Here is a 14,871-nt window from a genome sequence, read left to right as displayed (position 1 = left end):
GAGTGCCTCCCGAAAATGCCATCACGTCTTTGGCGTGATGGCCTCGATCGCCCGCTGGAAACGAAAATTCAGCGTTCCATCGGCATTGCCATTGTAGTCGCCGGTAAACGTCAGCCTCTTTTGCGCTTCGGCGATGACTGCTTTTGGCCAGGGGCTGGGGCTGTCCTCCGTAAGGCTGGCGCGTGCCGCTTTCGAGCCCTTTCGTACGGCAAAGACCAGCCATAGGGCCGCTGTTTTTTCGTCGCGGGCTATGATCCGCCCTTCGGCATATTGCCGGGCCATGACGTACATGGCGTAGCCGTCGCCAACATTGGCGCGTCGCTGGAGCAAGTCTACGGAATCGCCCATGAGTGCGACGCCCTGCGCAAGCTGCGCGCCTTCCGAACTGCCCGCTTCCGCCGCTTTCGACAGCCAACTGAATGACGTGCCGGTGTCGAACGGGATATCGTCAGCCGCGACGTACATCTTGCCGGTTGCAAGCATCGAAAGCACGATCCCCTGGGCCGCAGATTTTTGGAAGAGCGGCAAGGCCTCGATGTTGCGTCGGGCTGCATAGAGGGCAAGCGCCATCTGCGCCTGTGCTGTTGCCGAATCCGGCATTGCCTTCAACAAGGCTCCGCAGCTGTCGAGCGCGACGTCCTTTCTCAGCCTGTATGGATCGAAATCCCCAAAATCCTTCATATCGGCCAGTTTTTCAGCCGAGATCGTGAAGGCATCGCAGGCCGCGGCATTCTTGGCCGTCTCCGTGCTCAACCGCTCGACGTCTTCGTCTATGAGGGAGTCGTTGGAGCCGGACAGCGCCGCAACCGCTTCGCCCGACTTGACGGTGTTGTCGACCGACGGAGTGCCCAGCGTGACAGAGCCATCGGCTGTCGGCAGTGTTTCCGGCACGGGGCGCTTCTCATCGGCGCTTTTTGCCGTCACGCCGGGTAGCTCGACACGGGCGGCTGTCCCGTTGTCCGGCAGCATGTAGATATCGCTGCGAATGCTGTCGCGATATTCCGGAAACTGCTCGTGATTTTGCGTTTGCGCGAGATCGGCGACATCGATCTGCACACGTTTTGCCAGGCTGGAGAGGCTCAGGCCTGGCGTCCTCAGCAGCGGCAGCAGCTTGCGCGTGAAGACCGAGTTGCGGTCGTTGTCCTCTCCGCGCAGCCTGTCGAGTGCCCGCTGGCCCGCGCCGGCGGACAGCAGAACAAAGGTGCCCTGAGGGGCGTTCACCGGTGCCAGGCCGCGCTCGTAGCCGGCTGATTTGAAGACATTGGGAAGGGGATTGTCGCGGCAGGCGTCCAGCACGAAGATGCCGACCACCCGCTTGTCGCGAAGCCGTGCCAGCAGGCTGTCCACGGCCTGCGAGAGATCCTCCGCCGTGTCCTGAGTGGCTTCCCGGGGAAAGTCCACGGGAAGCAGGAGATTACGGTCCCGCGGAGCGACGCCGTGACCGGAAAAGAAGAAGAAGGCCGTGTCGCCGGGGCGGAGCTGGCTTTCGAATTCACCGAACTTTGTCACCGATTGTGTGCGGGTGAAGTTGAAGCCGGTCAGGATGACGTCGAATTTCAGATCGTCGCGCAATGTTGCACTGATGGCGTCCGCGTCGCTGACAGCCCTTTCGAGGACGGGAAGTTGCTGATATCGGTCGTTGCCGATGACGAGGGCCACCTTTCGCGCTTGCGCCGGGCCTGCGCCTGCCAGAAGAGCCATAAAAAGGAACAGGAGGGCGGCCGCCCTTCCGGCGGCCGCGGTTGCCGGCATCGCTTTCATTCGCGTCGTTCCCCGTCAGCGTTCAACGAATGATAGCTGATCCAGACAGGCCGGCAACATATTAGGCCTGTCTTCTTCGCGTGGCAGCAGCCCTGGCGCTCGTGAGCGAACTGTCGCCTAAACCCGCTTTTCGCTGTCCATATGGACGAGCTGAGCTGCCGGGTAGCGCTCGCCGGCGGCGGCGTCCTTCGGCATGGCGGCCTCGATGGCGGCGAGGTCGGTTTCGGTGAGCGAGACCTGCTGGGAGCCGAGCGCCTCCGTCAACCGGTCGCGGCGGCGGGCACCGACGAGGGGCACGATGTCCGCACCCTGCGCGGCTACCCAGGCGATGGCGAGCTGAGCGACGCTGGCGCCTTTTTCGTCGGCGACGCGGCGCAGTTCCTCGACGAGCGCGAGATTGCGATCCACATTGCCGTCTTGGAAGCGCGGGCTCATGGTGCGGAAATCGCCGCCGGCCGTCGCACCCTTCTGCCAATGGCCGCTGATCAGGCCGCGTGACAGCACGCCATAGGCGGTGACGGGGATGCCGAGCGCCCGGCAGGTCGGCAGGATATCGTCCTCGATGCCGCGCGAGATCAGCGAATACTCGATCTGCAGATCCGAGATGGGGTGCACGGCGGCAGCGCGGCGGATCGTCTCCGAGCCAACTTCCGAAAGCCCGATATGGCGGATGTAGCCGGCCTTCACGAGGTCGGCGAGGGCGCCAATGGTCTCCTCGATCGGCACGGCCGGATCGAGGCGGGACGGGCGGTAGATGTCGATATGGTCGGTGCCGAGCCGTTGCAGTGAGTAGGCGAGGAAGTTCCGGATCGCCGCCGGGCGGGAATCATAGCCGCTCCATACACCGTCCGGTCCGCGTAGCGCGCCGAACTTCACGCTCAGCACCACATCCTCGCGGCGGCGCTCCTTCAGCGCCTCGGCGATCAGCATCTCGTTGTGGCCCATGCCGTAGAAGTCGCCGGTATCGAGCAGGTTGATGCCGGCGTCGAGTGCGGCGTGGATGGTGGCGATGCTTTCCGCCCGGTCGGCCGGGCCATACATGCCGGACATGCCCATGCAGCCGAGCCCGATCGTGGACACTGTGGGGCCGGACTTGCCGAGGGTTACGGTTTTCATGGCGTCTCTCCTGTGATCTGCCTTCTGGTCGACGCTCTTCTACCGCGTCCGGCTTTGTGCGATAATCCGGTCTCTGTTTGACAAGCTGTGCGGATATCCGAACAATGAACGCCATTCCCCTTGCAGACCTCGATACCTTCGTCGCGATCGCCCGTGTGAAGAGTTTTCGCGCGGCGGCGAAACTGCGCGGCGTCTCCGCCTCGGCACTCTCCGAAGCGATGCGGCGCCTGGAGGCGCGGCTTGACCTGCGCCTGTTTAACCGCACGACGCGCAGCGTGACGTTGACGGATGCCGGCGAGCGTCTGCTCGAACGGCTGGTGCCGGCGCTGTCAGAGGTCGAGGCGGCGATCGATGGCGTCAACAGCCTGCGGGATCGCCCGGTCGGCCGGTTGCGGCTCAACGTGCCGGGTATCGTCGCCCGCTTCGTGCTGCCGCCGATCGTCACGCCGTTCCTCAAGACCTATCCAGGCATCACGCTGGAAGTCGCCTCCAACGATGCGCTGGTGGATGTGCTGGCCGCCGGTTTCGACGCCGGTATCCGTTATGAGGAGGCGCTGCACCAGGACATGATCGCCGTGCCGATCGGCCCGCGCCGCCAGCGCTTCGTGGTGGCCGCCGCCCCGTCCTACCTTGCCGAACACGGCGTGCCGGAGCATCCGCGCGACCTGATGCAGCATCGCTGCATCCTGCATCGCTTCGCAAGCGGCCGCGTGCTGACCTGGGCGTTCGAGCGGGGGGAGGAGAGGGTGTCGATCATGCCGCCCGCCTGCCTTGTTTCCGAATCGAACGAGGTGGAGCAGCATGCGGCCATCGCCGGCCTTGGCATCGTCTGCACCTTCGAGGAGTTTCTGGCGCCGGGGCTCGCCTCCGGTGCACTGCAGGTGGTGATGCCGGACTGGATCCAGACCTTTTCCGGTCCCTTCCTCTATTACCCGAGCCGCACCCTGATGCCGGCACCGCTGCGCGCCTTCGTGGATTTTGTGAAGGCCAATCCCTGGCTCGAATGACAGGAGGATGAGCAAAGCGCATCGGATTCATCAAAAAATTTGCAATGTTCACGGATTGTTTCGCGGAAAAAAGTGAAATAGAACTCTTCGCCTGACGTTTTGCCCGTCCGGTCGGGCGCCGATCACTCCAGAGGACATACCATGATCGATGCCAGGACAACCCGGCGCGGGCTCTTCATCGTCTTCATGATCATGTTCCTCGATGTGATCGGCATCGCCATCATCATGCCGGTTCTGCCGACGTATCTGCGCGAACTGACGGGTGACAGCCTCAGCGAGGCGGCGATCGACGGTGGATGGCTGTTGCTCGTCTATGCCGGCATGCAGTTCCTGTTTGCGCCGTTCATCGGCAACCTGTCCGATCGTTTCGGCCGGCGGCCGGTGCTGCTCGCCTGCATTCTCACCTTCGCCATCGACAACCTCATCTGTGCGCTCGCGACGAGCTACTGGATGCTCTTCATTGGCCGGGTGCTGGCGGGCATCAGCGGCGCGAGCTTCGGCACGGCGGCTGCCTACATCGCCGACGTCTCGACCGATGAAACCCGCGCGAAAAATTTCGGACTGATGGGCATCGCCTTCGGCACGGGCTTCGCGCTCGGGCCGGTGATCGGCGGCCTGCTTGGCGAGTTCGGGCCGCGCATCCCGTTCTACGGCGCGGCAGCGCTTGCCTTCCTCAATTTCGTTGCTGCCTGGTTTCTGCTGCCGGAGAGCCTGGAGCCCGCCAACCGCCGCCGCTTCGAGTTCTCGCGTGCCAATCCGCTCGGCACGCTGCTCCAGATGCGCAACTATCCCGGCGTGCTGTGGATCGGCCTCGTCTTCTTCTGTTATTGGCTTGCGCATTCCGTCTACCCCTCGGTCTGGTCCTTCGTCGCGGCGTTCCGCTACGGCTGGAGCGAAGGGCAGATCGGGCTGTCGCTTGGCGTTTTCGGCATCGGTGGTGCCATCGTCATGGCGTTCGTGCTGCCGCGCGTCGTGCCGAGGCTCGGCGAATATCGCACCGCGGTGCTCGGCCTTTCCTTCTCCATTCTGGGGCTTGCCGGCTACGGAGCGGCCTGGCAGGGCTGGATGGTCTATGCCGTGATCGCGTGCACGGCGCTTGAAAGCCTGGCCGATCCACCATTGCGCTCCATCGCCTCGGCCCGCGTGCCGCCATCGGCCCAGGGCGAGTTGCAAGGCGCGCTTACCAGCGTTTCCAGCTTCACCACGATCATCGGGCCGCTGATCTTCACGCAGGTGTTCAGCCACTTCACCGGGCCGCAGGCGCCGGTGGTTTTCGCCGGCGCGCCTTACGCGCTCGCCGCGGTGATCCTGCTTCTCGGTCTCGCAATCTTCGCGGTGAAGCTGCGCGGCGCTGGCGCCGGCCCGACGGAGACTTTGGAGCCGGAAAATGCCTGAAGCGCTTTCAAACGTGACGTTTTGACGAAATTTTTGCCGGAAGCGGGCGGTAAATGCCCGGTTTCGCGCAGTTTTGATGAAAACATCAAATCTATTCGATTGATCGCGGCCGGAACATGTGATCCGAAGCAACGCGAAAGTGAGAACTATCATGCACATCGCAATGCATCGCGAGGACAATAGCTGGGGCGCCCATTTCAAGGCGACCTTCACCCTCGGCGTGCCGCTGATCGGCGCACAGCTCGCCCAGCTCGGCATTCACACGACGGACGTGGTCATCCTCGGACGACTGGGTGCTGCGCATCTGGCGGCGATCGTGCTGTCGAGCCAGTTCTTCTTCACCATCTTCATCCTCGGTTCGGGCTTCGCCAATGCCGTCATGCCCATGGTGGCGCAGGCCTATGGTCGCGGCGACACCGTTTCCGTGCGCCGCTCCGTGCGCATGGGCATGTGGGTGGTGCTGATCTATTCGGTGCTGATGATCCCGCTGTTCTACAGTGCGGAAAACATCCTGCTCTATGCCGGCCAGAAGCCGGAAGTCGCAGCCCTTGCCGGCAGCTACCTAAAGATCGCGCAATGGGGCATAGGCCCGGCGCTGCTGTTCATGACGCTGCGCGGCCTTGTCAGCGCGCATGGCCGGGCCGGCATCGTGCTCTATGTCACGATCACCATCCTGACGATCAACGCGGTCCTCGCCTATGGCCTGGTGCTCGGCCATTTCGGCCTCCCGGCCCTGGGCATGGATGGGGCGGCCATCGCCTCCGTCGTCGTCAACGTGCTGAGCTTCCTGCTCATCACCGCCTATATCCAGTCGCGCGCCGACATGCGCCGCTACGAACTCTTCGTGCGCTTCTGGCGGCCGGACTGGCAGGCCTTTCGCGAGGTCCTCCATCTCGGCCTGCCGATCGGTCTCACCATGCTGGCAGAGGTCAGCCTCTTCACCGGGGCCTCGCTGCTGATGGGCAACATCGGCACGCTGGAGCTTGCCGCCCACGGCATCGCGCTGCAGCTCGCCTCCGTCGCCTTCATGATCCCGCTCGGACTGGCGCAGGCCGGCACCGTGCGTGTCGGCGTGGCGCATGGCCGGGGTGATCATCTCGGCATCGTGCGTGCCGCCTGGGCCGTGCTCATCGTCGCCGCGATCATCGCGGTCGGCGGCGGCGTTCTCTTCGCTGCCATTCCGACGACGCTCGCCTCGATCTTCCTCGACAAGGCAGGTAAGGATTCGGCCGCAGTGCTCGCCATCGCCGGCCCCTTCGTGGTGATCGCCGGCGTCTTCCAGCTCGTCGATGGCTTGCAGGCGATTGCCGCCGGCCTGCTGCGCGGCCTGAAGGATACCCGCATCCCGATGATCCTAGCGCTGATCTCCTACTGGCCGATCGGCTTTCTTGCCGCCTGGTTCTTCGCCTTCCCGGCCGGCTTCGGCGGTATCGGCGTGTGGTTCGGCTTCCTCGCCGGCCTCGCTGCCGCCTCCGTGCTGCTCAATTGGCGCTTCTACCGGCTGGTGCGACAAGCATCCTAATCAGTAAAGAAGTCCTGCCAGGAGCCATCGACAACGGCCCCGTAGGGCGAGCCTTGCTGGTTCGTAACATCTACTCTACCGCTGCCATGCTCCACGCGAATGCGGCAATAAATGGCGAGTGCGATGTTTGCCCGAACGCTCTGATGGCTTTTGAACCATTGCTTGTGAACGACGATAACCTTTGCGCTGGCACCCCTATAATCAATACGATCGATAACGTTCAGGGCAGGCGAAGTAGTCAAGAAAACGTTTTCGTAATAGCAGGCTGCCTCTGGTACTGCGGATCTGAACTCAGCTTCTGCATTTGCATGGCCTCCCATGCACATCAAAGCGAGCAAGGCATAACGAGCGGTCTTCATCTAGGCATCCGCGATCCATTTGTCGGTCATGTTCTTGCTAATGCAGGGATTTGCAATTGAAAAGGCCCCGGACGCGATGTCCGGGGCCTTTCGTTTCATCGGGATAGAGCCGCGCTTACGCCCGCTCTGGAATGGCCTCTTCGCCCTTCTTCGCGCGCACCAGGTTGATGAAGCGGCGGAAGAGGTAATGGCTGTCCTGAGGGCCGGGGGAGGCTTCGGGGTGGTGCTGGACGGAGAAGACCGGCTTGCCGGTAAGGCGCAGGCCGCAGTTCGAGCCGTCGAACAGCGAGATGTGGGTTTCTTCCACGCCAGCGGGCAGCGAGGACGAGGCGACGGCGAAGCCGTGGTTCATCGAAACGATCTCGACCTTGCCGGTCGTGTGATCTTTCACCGGATGGTTTGCGCCGTGATGGCCCTGGTGCATCTTTTCGGTGGTCGCGCCGACGGCGAGGCCGAGCATCTGGTGGCCGAGGCAGATGCCGAAGACCGGGATGTCCGTTTCGATCAACGTCTTGATGACCGGCACGGCATATTCGCCGGTGGCGGCCGGGTCGCCCGGGCCGTTGGAGAGGAAGATGCCGTCCGGCTTCTGGGCGAGCACCTCTTCGGCGCTCGTCGTTGCCGGCATGACGGTGACCTTGCAGCCGAGGCCGGCGAAGAGGCGCAGGATGTTGCGCTTCACGCCGTAGTCGAGCGCCACGATGTGATACTTCACGTCGGCGTCGGCGAGGTCTTCGGCGCCCTCGTTCCATACCCACGGCTTTTCGCTCCAGCGCGAGGACTGGCCGGAGGAGGCGACCTTGGCGAGGTCGAGGCCGACGAGGCCGCTCCAGGCTTTGGCTTCCGCCTTCAGCGTCTCGATGTCGAAGACGCCGTTCGGGTCGTGGGCGATCACCGCGTTCGGCGCGCCGTTTTCGCGGATCCACGCGGTCAGCGCGCGCGTGTCGATGCCGGAAAGGCCGATGATGCCGCGGGCCTTCAGCCAGGCGTCGAGGTGCTTCGTGGCGCGGTAGTTCGACGGCTCGGTGATGTCGGCCTTGAAGATCGTGCCGACGGCGCCGTGGCGCGCGGCGGGTGTCAGGTCTTCGATGTCCTCGTCATTGGCGCCGATATTGCCGATATGCGGGAAGGTGAAGGTGACGATCTGGCCGAGATAGGAGGGGTCGGTCAGGATTTCCTGGTAGCCGGTCAGCGCCGTGTTGAAGCAGACTTCCGCGGTCACCTTGCCGGTGGCGCCGATGCCCTTGCCTTCGATCACCGTGCCGTCGGCGAGGACGAGAAGGGCGGTCGGCTTTTCGGTGGTCCATGCGGGGGTCGAGGTCATATTCATCCCGTTTCCGGCACCAGGGGTGAGGCTTGAAAACGCCGCCGCCAGGCACCATTTGAGGTCGCAGGCAAGGGCGCGCGGAAACCCGCGTTGGTTCGCCCTGATTGCCAAATTTCGTGCAGGTGCCGGAAAATAGACAAAGCGGATGACGGGGTCAACCGCCGCCTGTGGATTGCGTGGAATTATAAAGCGTTGAAATTCAACTGCTTACGCAATCCGTTTGCGGTTTGACCCTTTGCCGGTCTATGAGCATGCACAATCGAACGATGATCGAGGCCTTGCCGCGCACCGGCGCCGGCGACCTCCCATGGAGAAAATGATGCGCGAGAACTTCGCAAATTCCCTCAAGGATGCACTCAAGGCCAAGGACGCCTGCCGTGTTTCTACGCTGCGCCTGATCCAGGCCAAGCTGAAGGACTGCGACATTGCCAACCGCGGCGCAGGCAAGGGCCCCGTCGAGGACGACGAAGTGTTGCAGATCCTCGCCAAGATGATCAAGCAGCGCGAAGAATCGGCAAAGATCTTCGGCGACAACGGTCGTCCGGAACTCGCGGCCCAGGAGCGCGCGGAAATCAAGGTCATCGAGGATTTCCTGCCTGAGCAGATCTCCGAGGACAAGATGAAGGACCTGATTGCTGCCGCCATCGCCGAGATTGGCGCGCAGGGCCTGCGCGACATGGGCAAGGTCATGGCCGTGCTCAAGGAGCGTTATCCCGGTCAGATGGATTTCGCCAAGGCCTCCGGCGTGGTGAAGGACCTGCTGAAGTAATCCGGTGGCGACAGGTTTGAACGAAAGGGCGGCTTTGGCCGCCCTTTCTGTTTGAGCAGGCATCGCGCGCCGCCACGGGAACCAAAAGCCAAGAGCGCAGTTATGCGGAAAGAATAGGAGCCCGACGGTGCAGCGATGATCGCGCATCGGCCCGCCCCGGCGAAGTGCATGCTGTGCCGCCGGCTATGTTTGTGCGTTGACGCCAGGTGGCCGTTTTCGTCAAACGGAGACCGAGCCGATGCGTGTATTGTCCCTGCTTCCCCTTGCCATGTTAGCCTTCGTTGAACCGGCACGCGCGCACGACGCGGCGAGCGGCTGGCAGTACGCGCAGTTCTGCTGCAACGGCAACAGCCACAATGGCGACTGCCAGATGATTCCCGCGACGACCGTGCGCATCATCACGGGCGGCTATCAGGTGACGCTTGCGCCCGGCGACCACCGGCTCGCCACGCGCAGCCATATCTTTCGCCTGCCGCAGAATACCGCCCGCCGCTCGCAGGATGGCGAGTATCACCTTTGCCTCTACCCGACGGAGGATACGCCGCGCTGCTTCTATGTGCCGGACATGGGATTTTGACGTGCAGCCTGTGAATTGCTGTGGGTGACCGACTATTGCTGGCGGCGGGGCACCGGCATGGTTATATGAACCTTGACCGAGGTACCCATGCGCTTTTCCAACGCCTTCCTAGACGAGATTCGTGACCGCGTTTCCATTTCGGACGTGATCGGCAAGCGTGTGACCTGGGACCGCCGCAAGACCAATGTCTCGCGCGGCGACTATTGGGCGTGCTGCCCGTTCCATGGCGAAAAGTCGCCGAGCTTCCACTGCGAGGATCGCAAGGGCCGCTACCATTGTTTCGGCTGCGGCGTTTCCGGCGATCATTTCCGCTTCCTGACCGATCTCGACGGGCTGGCCTTCCCGGAAGCGGTGCAGCAGATCGCCGACATGGCCGGCGTCGCCATGCCCCAGCCGGACCCGCAGGCCGAGCAGCGCGAGAAGGAGCGCATGGGGCTCGTCGAGGTCATGGATATGGCCACGCGTTTCTTCGAGGATCAGCTCCAGACGCCGGCCGGCGCCAAGGCGCGCGCCTATCTGCGCGATCGCGGCCTGACGGGGCGCACCATCGAGACGTTCCGGCTCGGTTTTGCGCCGGAGAGCCGCAATGCGTTGAAAGAGCACCTCGCCGGCAAGGGCGTGCCGAAGGAGGCGATCGAGGCGTGCGGCCTCGTCGTGCACGGACCGGAGATCCCGGTCTCCTATGACCGCTTTCGCGACCGCATCATGTTCCCTATCCTGTCGATCCGGGAAAAGGTCATCGCCTTTGGCGGCCGCGCCATGTCGCCGGATGCGCCGGCGAAGTACCTTAATTCCAACGAGACCGAACTCTTCCACAAAGGGGGCGTGCTTTACAACCATGCCCGCGCCCGCAAGGGTGCGCAGGGCGCCGATGGTCCCGGCACGATCATCGCCGTCGAAGGCTATATGGACGTGATCGCGCTCCATCAGGCGGGAATCGAGAACGCCGTTGCGCCGCTCGGCACGGCACTCACCGAAAACCAGCTCGAACTGCTGTGGAAGATGACGCCGGAGCCGGTGCTTTGCTTCGATGGCGATGGCGCGGGTATCCGCGCGGCCAACCGTGCCGCCGATCTCGCGCTGCCGTTCATCAAGCCGGAGCGCACGGTGCGTTTCGCATTGCTGCCGGACGGCAAGGACCCGGACGATCTGGTGCGCCACGAGGGCCGCGCGCCTTTCGACAAGGTGATGGCCAGCGCCCGGCCGCTCGCGGAGATGATCTGGAGACGCGAGGTCCAGGGCGTCAATTTCGACACGCCGGAAAGCCGCGCGGCGCTGGAAGCGCGCCTGCGTCAGGTGACCGCCGTGATCGCCGACGAGGACGTGCGCCGGCACTACCAGCAGAACATGCGCGACCGGTTGAACACCTTCTTCCGTCCCGTCCAGCGGCAGGGCAGCGGCAATTTTTCCGGCAACCGGCAGGGCAAGGGCGGCGCGCGCAATGCGCCGCAGGGCAATGCCGCGCCCACCGGCGTTTCCGATCGGTTGATGCGTTCGGCGCTGGTGCGCGGTGCGCAGGAACTGCCGGCACTGCGCGAAAGCGTGCTGGCGCTCACCGTCGTCAACCATCCCGGCCTGCTCTTCAGCGACTATGACGAGATCGCCATCATCGAATATGAGAACCGCGATCTGCAAAGGCTCTGGTCGGCGCTCATCGGCATTGCCGGTGCCATCGGCGCCCGGCTTGAGCGTGACCGGTTGATCGAGGAACTGGAGGCCGCCGGTTTCGACACGGTGCTGAAAACCCTCGAACAGCAGGTCCGCAATTCACGCCTGTGGACCGCGACGGTGGAAGCAGCCCCCGAGGATGCCCGCGAAGGCTACCTGCAGGCATTGGCACTGCACAAGCGCACCCGCGCGCTGCTCTGGCAGCGCCGCGAGCTGGAACGGGAACTCGCCGTCTCGACGGAAGAGGGCGACGGCGAACGGGTGCCACAGATCCTCCGTGCGCTTCAGGAAGTGCAGCAGGAGACCGTGCGCCTGGAGAACCAGGAGGCGATCATCGAAGGGTTTGGTGTGCTGTCCGGCCGGGTGAAGGGGCCTGCGGCGCGTTAGAATCAGTGCACGCCGCCAGAAAATCCCGACACCCGGTGCGTTAGCCGTTGAAGACGATTGCCAGCTTGTTGCCCGAAGGATCACGTACGTAAGCGGAGTACCAGTCCGGCCCGTATTGCGGGCGGGGGCCAGGGGCACCGTCGTCCGTTCCACCATGGGCAAGGGCTGCCGCGTGGAAGGCGTGCACCTCGTCGTGTGACGCAGCCGGAAAACCGATCATCGTGCCGTTCCCGGCACTTGCCGGCTCGCCGTTGAAGGGCGTGCAAAGCCAGAGCGTGAAGCCTTTGTCGCCGCCGCCCTCGGTGTAGCCGCGCCATCCCGGGAAATCGGACTGGACCGCCCAACCGATGGTCGAGAGCACAGCATCATAGAAGGCCGTCGTCGCCGCGGCGTCGGATGTGCCGAGTGTCGCATAGAGATCCATCATCATTCTCCTTCCTCTCATGGCATGCAACTTTATCTTGAACATGGAACAAATCAAGAACATTATGGATGGAGGGTGAAAGTTGCCTGTGGAGTGGTCGCCGAGGGTCCCATGCCTGGCCGAATGGAGGTAAGAACGTGCGCATGATGACCCAGACCAGACCAGCCAGCCCTGTTGCCGCCCTGTTCGATGCGCCGTCGGCGCGTCCCCTTGACGTGCTGAAACGCGTCTATGGCTATGATGTCTTCCGTGGCAAGCAGCAGGCGGTGATCGAGCGTGTGACGGCCGGCGGGGATGCCGTCGTGCTCTTCCCGACGGGCGCCGGCAAATCGCTGTGCTTCCAGATCCCGGCGCTCTGCCGCGAGGGTGTGGGCATCGTCATCTCGCCGCTCATCGCCTTGATGCGTGACCAGGTCGAGGCCTTGAAGCAGCTTGGCGTCAAGGCGGCTGCCCTCAACTCTTCGCTCTCCCGCGAGGAATATTTCGTGGTGCGCGATGCGATGCGCACGGGCGATCTCGACATGCTCTATGTGACGCCGGAGCGCATCGTCACGGAGGGCTTTGCCGAACTCGTCGCGGATGCCCGTATCGCGCTCTTCGCCATCGACGAGGCGCATTGCGTGTCGCAATGGGGGCACGATTTCCGGCCGGAATATCGGACGCTAGGCATGCTGGGCGAGCGCTATCCCGGCGTGCCGCGCGTAGCACTGACGGCGACGGCGGATCCACACACCCGTGAGGACATCATCGAGCGCCTGGGACTTCAGGACGCCGAAGTCTTCTCCACCAGCTTCGACCGGCCGAACATTGCCTACGAGATCGCCGAGCGCGATCAGGCACGCCAGCAATTGCTGCGTTTCCTGTCGCGCCACCAGGGAGCGAGCGGCATCGTCTATTGCCTGTCGCGCGCCAAGGTGGAGGACACGGCGGAGTGGCTGAACACGCAGGGCATTCGTGCGCTGCCGTACCATGCCGGCTTCGACCGCGCGGTGCGCGACGCCAACCAGGATGCGTTCCTGAAGGAGGAAAACCTCTGCCTCGTCGCGACTGTTGCGTTCGGGATGGGCATCGACAAGCCGGATGTCCGCTATGTCGCCCATCTCGACCTGCCGGGTTCGGTGGAGGCCTATTACCAGGAGACCGGCCGTGCCGGGCGTGATGGCCTGCCGTCCGAGGTCTGGATGGCCTATGGCATGGCGGATGTTGTTCAGCGCCGCAAGATGATCGACGAGGGCAATGCGGCCGACGAGATCAAGCGCATCGAGCGCGCCAAGCTAATGTCGTTGCTCGCCATCTGCGAGACGGCGGGCTGCCGTCGCAAGGCGATCCTCGCCCATTTCGGCGAATCCCACGCGGGCCAATGCGGTAATTGTGATACCTGCCGTAACCCGGTCGAGACCTGGGACGGCACCGAAGCCGCCATCAAGGCGCTCGCCGCCGTCTACCGCACAGGCGAACGGTTTGGTGCCGCCCATGTCATCGACGTGCTGCAGGGTTCGGTGAACGAGAAGACCGAGCGTTTCGGCCATACCGGCATGCCGGTCTTCGGGGCGGGCAGCGATATACCACCGCGCATCTGGCAGTCGATCTTCCGGCAATTGCTGTCCATGGGGTTGATCAGCGTCGATCACGCGGCCTATGGAGCCTTGAAGCTGGAGCCGGAGGCGCGCACCGTGTTCCGCCGCGAGCGCGAGATTTTCTTCCGCAAGGACCGCCCACAGACGGGACGCAAGGCGAAAGCCGGCAATTCGCCCACCGCCCGCGAGCGTTCGAACCTCACCGGTTCCGATCGCGAGCTCTTCGAGGCGTTGCGTGCCGAGCGCCTTGCCATCGCCAAGGACCTCGATGTGCCGCCCTATGTCGTCTTCCCGGATACGACCCTGATCGCGCTTGCCAAGGAGCGGCCGCGCGACCGCGAGGAACTTCTGGACATTCCCGGCATCGGCATCTCGAAGCGCGACCGGTTCGGCGATGCCTTCCTCGCCGTCATCGAGGACTTCGCGGGCTAGGTTTTTTCATCCGTCCTGTCGGAACGTTCATCCGTCGTTCGTCCTTGTGTCTGTTCAGCAAGGAGGACGCCACGATGAAAGTCACCCAGCATCTCTGGTTCGAAAAGGACATGGAAGCCGCCATCGGCTTCTATACGTCGCTCATTCCGGGCTCATCCGTTCAGTGGGTTTCACCGCTGCTGGCGGAAACGCCGAGCGGCCCGCCCGGCAGCGTCAAGGTCGCAAGCTTCACGCTCGGCGACCAGCGCTACATGGCGATCGAGGCGGGACCGCTCGACCCGTTCAATCACAGCTTTTCCATCATGGTCGAATGCGAAACGCAGGGCGATCTCGACCGGCTGTGGGATGCCTTGAAGGAAGGCGGCGCGGTGGAGCAGTGCGGCTGGCTGAAGGATCGCTGGGGCCTCTCCTGGCAGATCGCGCCGGCACGGCTTGGCGAGTTGATGAGCGATCCGGACCAGGCGAAGGTCAAGCGCGTCACCGAGGCGATGCTGAAGATGGTGAAGCTGGATATTGCGGGGCTGGAGGCAGCGGCCGCGGCGCGTTGACC

At 63.7% G+C, this 14,871-nt stretch carries 13 protein-coding genes; 8 read left to right on the top strand and 5 right to left on the bottom strand.

All coding sequences use genetic code 11. The features are described from left to right. Nucleotides 1–21: 21 nt before the first annotated feature. Both AC1RT2_RS21060 and AC1RT2_RS21055 read right to left on the bottom strand, forming a co-directional pair. Entirely contained in the window at nucleotides 22–1,761 is a 1,740-nt protein-coding gene (locus AC1RT2_RS21060) for a caspase family protein (protein WP_493105035.1), read from the bottom strand. 117 nt (nucleotides 1,762–1,878) lie between these two features. After that, entirely contained in the window at nucleotides 1,879–2,877 is a 999-nt protein-coding gene (locus tag AC1RT2_RS21055; protein ID WP_493105033.1) for an aldo/keto reductase, read from the bottom strand. Between the two features lie 104 nt (nucleotides 2,878–2,981). On the opposite strand from AC1RT2_RS21055, the gene AC1RT2_RS21050 reads away from it, so the two are divergent. The 3 genes from AC1RT2_RS21050 (at nucleotide 2,982) to AC1RT2_RS21040 (ending at nucleotide 6,801) form a co-directional block, all read left to right on the top strand. Continuing rightward, complete coding sequence (locus AC1RT2_RS21050) at nucleotides 2,982–3,884, top strand: LysR family transcriptional regulator (RefSeq protein ID WP_493105031.1); 903 nt, start codon at nucleotides 2,982–2,984, stop codon at nucleotides 3,882–3,884. A gap of 141 nt (nucleotides 3,885–4,025) precedes the next feature. Next, nucleotides 4,026–5,279 carry a TCR/Tet family MFS transporter gene (locus AC1RT2_RS21045; RefSeq protein WP_493105029.1) on the top strand — a complete coding sequence of 418 codons (1,254 nt, stop codon included), beginning with the start codon at nucleotides 4,026–4,028 and terminating at the stop codon, nucleotides 5,277–5,279. A 151-nt stretch (nucleotides 5,280–5,430) separates the two neighbouring features. Then, nucleotides 5,431–6,801, top strand: coding sequence for an MATE family efflux transporter (locus AC1RT2_RS21040; protein ID WP_493105027.1), 1,371 nt, complete (start codon nucleotides 5,431–5,433; stop codon nucleotides 6,799–6,801). Here the strand turns inward: AC1RT2_RS21040 and AC1RT2_RS21035 are convergent. Together AC1RT2_RS21035 and carA are read right to left on the bottom strand one after the other, a co-directional pair. Beyond that, nucleotides 6,798–7,160 carry a hypothetical protein gene (locus tag AC1RT2_RS21035; RefSeq protein ID WP_493105025.1) on the bottom strand — a complete coding sequence of 121 codons (363 nt, stop codon included), beginning with the start codon at nucleotides 7,158–7,160 and terminating at the stop codon, nucleotides 6,798–6,800. The two genes, AC1RT2_RS21040 and AC1RT2_RS21035, sit on opposite strands and share 4 nt — an antisense overlap. A gap of 115 nt (nucleotides 7,161–7,275) precedes the next feature. Beyond that, nucleotides 7,276–8,484, bottom strand: coding sequence for a glutamine-hydrolyzing carbamoyl-phosphate synthase small subunit (gene carA, locus AC1RT2_RS21030; protein ID WP_493105023.1), 1,209 nt, complete (start codon nucleotides 8,482–8,484; stop codon nucleotides 7,276–7,278). A 322-nt stretch (nucleotides 8,485–8,806) separates the two neighbouring features. On the opposite strand from carA, the gene AC1RT2_RS21025 reads away from it, so the two are divergent. The 3 genes from AC1RT2_RS21025 (at nucleotide 8,807) to dnaG (ending at nucleotide 11,888) form a co-directional block, all read left to right on the top strand. Further along, nucleotides 8,807–9,256: a GatB/YqeY domain-containing protein gene (locus AC1RT2_RS21025; RefSeq protein ID WP_083242805.1), complete on the top strand. Its 450-nt coding sequence runs from the start codon at nucleotides 8,807–8,809 to the stop codon at nucleotides 9,254–9,256. A gap of 238 nt (nucleotides 9,257–9,494) precedes the next feature. Next, nucleotides 9,495–9,833, top strand: a complete 339-nt coding sequence (locus AC1RT2_RS21020) for a hypothetical protein (RefSeq protein WP_493105021.1) — start codon at nucleotides 9,495–9,497, stop codon at nucleotides 9,831–9,833. Nucleotides 9,834–9,920: 87 nt separating this feature from the next. Beyond that, nucleotides 9,921–11,888, top strand: a complete 1,968-nt coding sequence (gene dnaG / locus AC1RT2_RS21015; protein ID WP_493105019.1) for a DNA primase — start codon at nucleotides 9,921–9,923, stop codon at nucleotides 11,886–11,888. A 40-nt stretch (nucleotides 11,889–11,928) separates the two neighbouring features. Here the strand turns inward: dnaG and AC1RT2_RS21010 are convergent, their stop codons facing one another. Beyond that, complete coding sequence (locus AC1RT2_RS21010; RefSeq protein ID WP_493105351.1) at nucleotides 11,929–12,312, bottom strand: VOC family protein; 384 nt, start codon at nucleotides 12,310–12,312, stop codon at nucleotides 11,929–11,931. A 143-nt stretch (nucleotides 12,313–12,455) separates the two neighbouring features. Between AC1RT2_RS21010 and recQ the strand changes: the two genes are divergently transcribed. Together recQ and AC1RT2_RS21000 are read left to right on the top strand one after the other, a co-directional pair. Beyond that, nucleotides 12,456–14,321: a DNA helicase RecQ gene (gene recQ / locus AC1RT2_RS21005; RefSeq protein ID WP_493105017.1), complete on the top strand. Its 1,866-nt coding sequence runs from the start codon at nucleotides 12,456–12,458 to the stop codon at nucleotides 14,319–14,321. Nucleotides 14,322–14,395: 74 nt separating this feature from the next. Further along, a complete protein-coding gene (locus AC1RT2_RS21000) occupies nucleotides 14,396–14,869 on the top strand; it encodes a VOC family protein (protein ID WP_493105015.1) in 474 nt (157 codons plus the stop codon). Nucleotides 14,870–14,871: the final 2 nt, after the last annotated feature.

Source organism: Shinella sp. GW821-FHT11G07, assembly GCF_058808115.1.
This window is presented reverse-complemented; position numbering and strand designations above follow the sequence as displayed.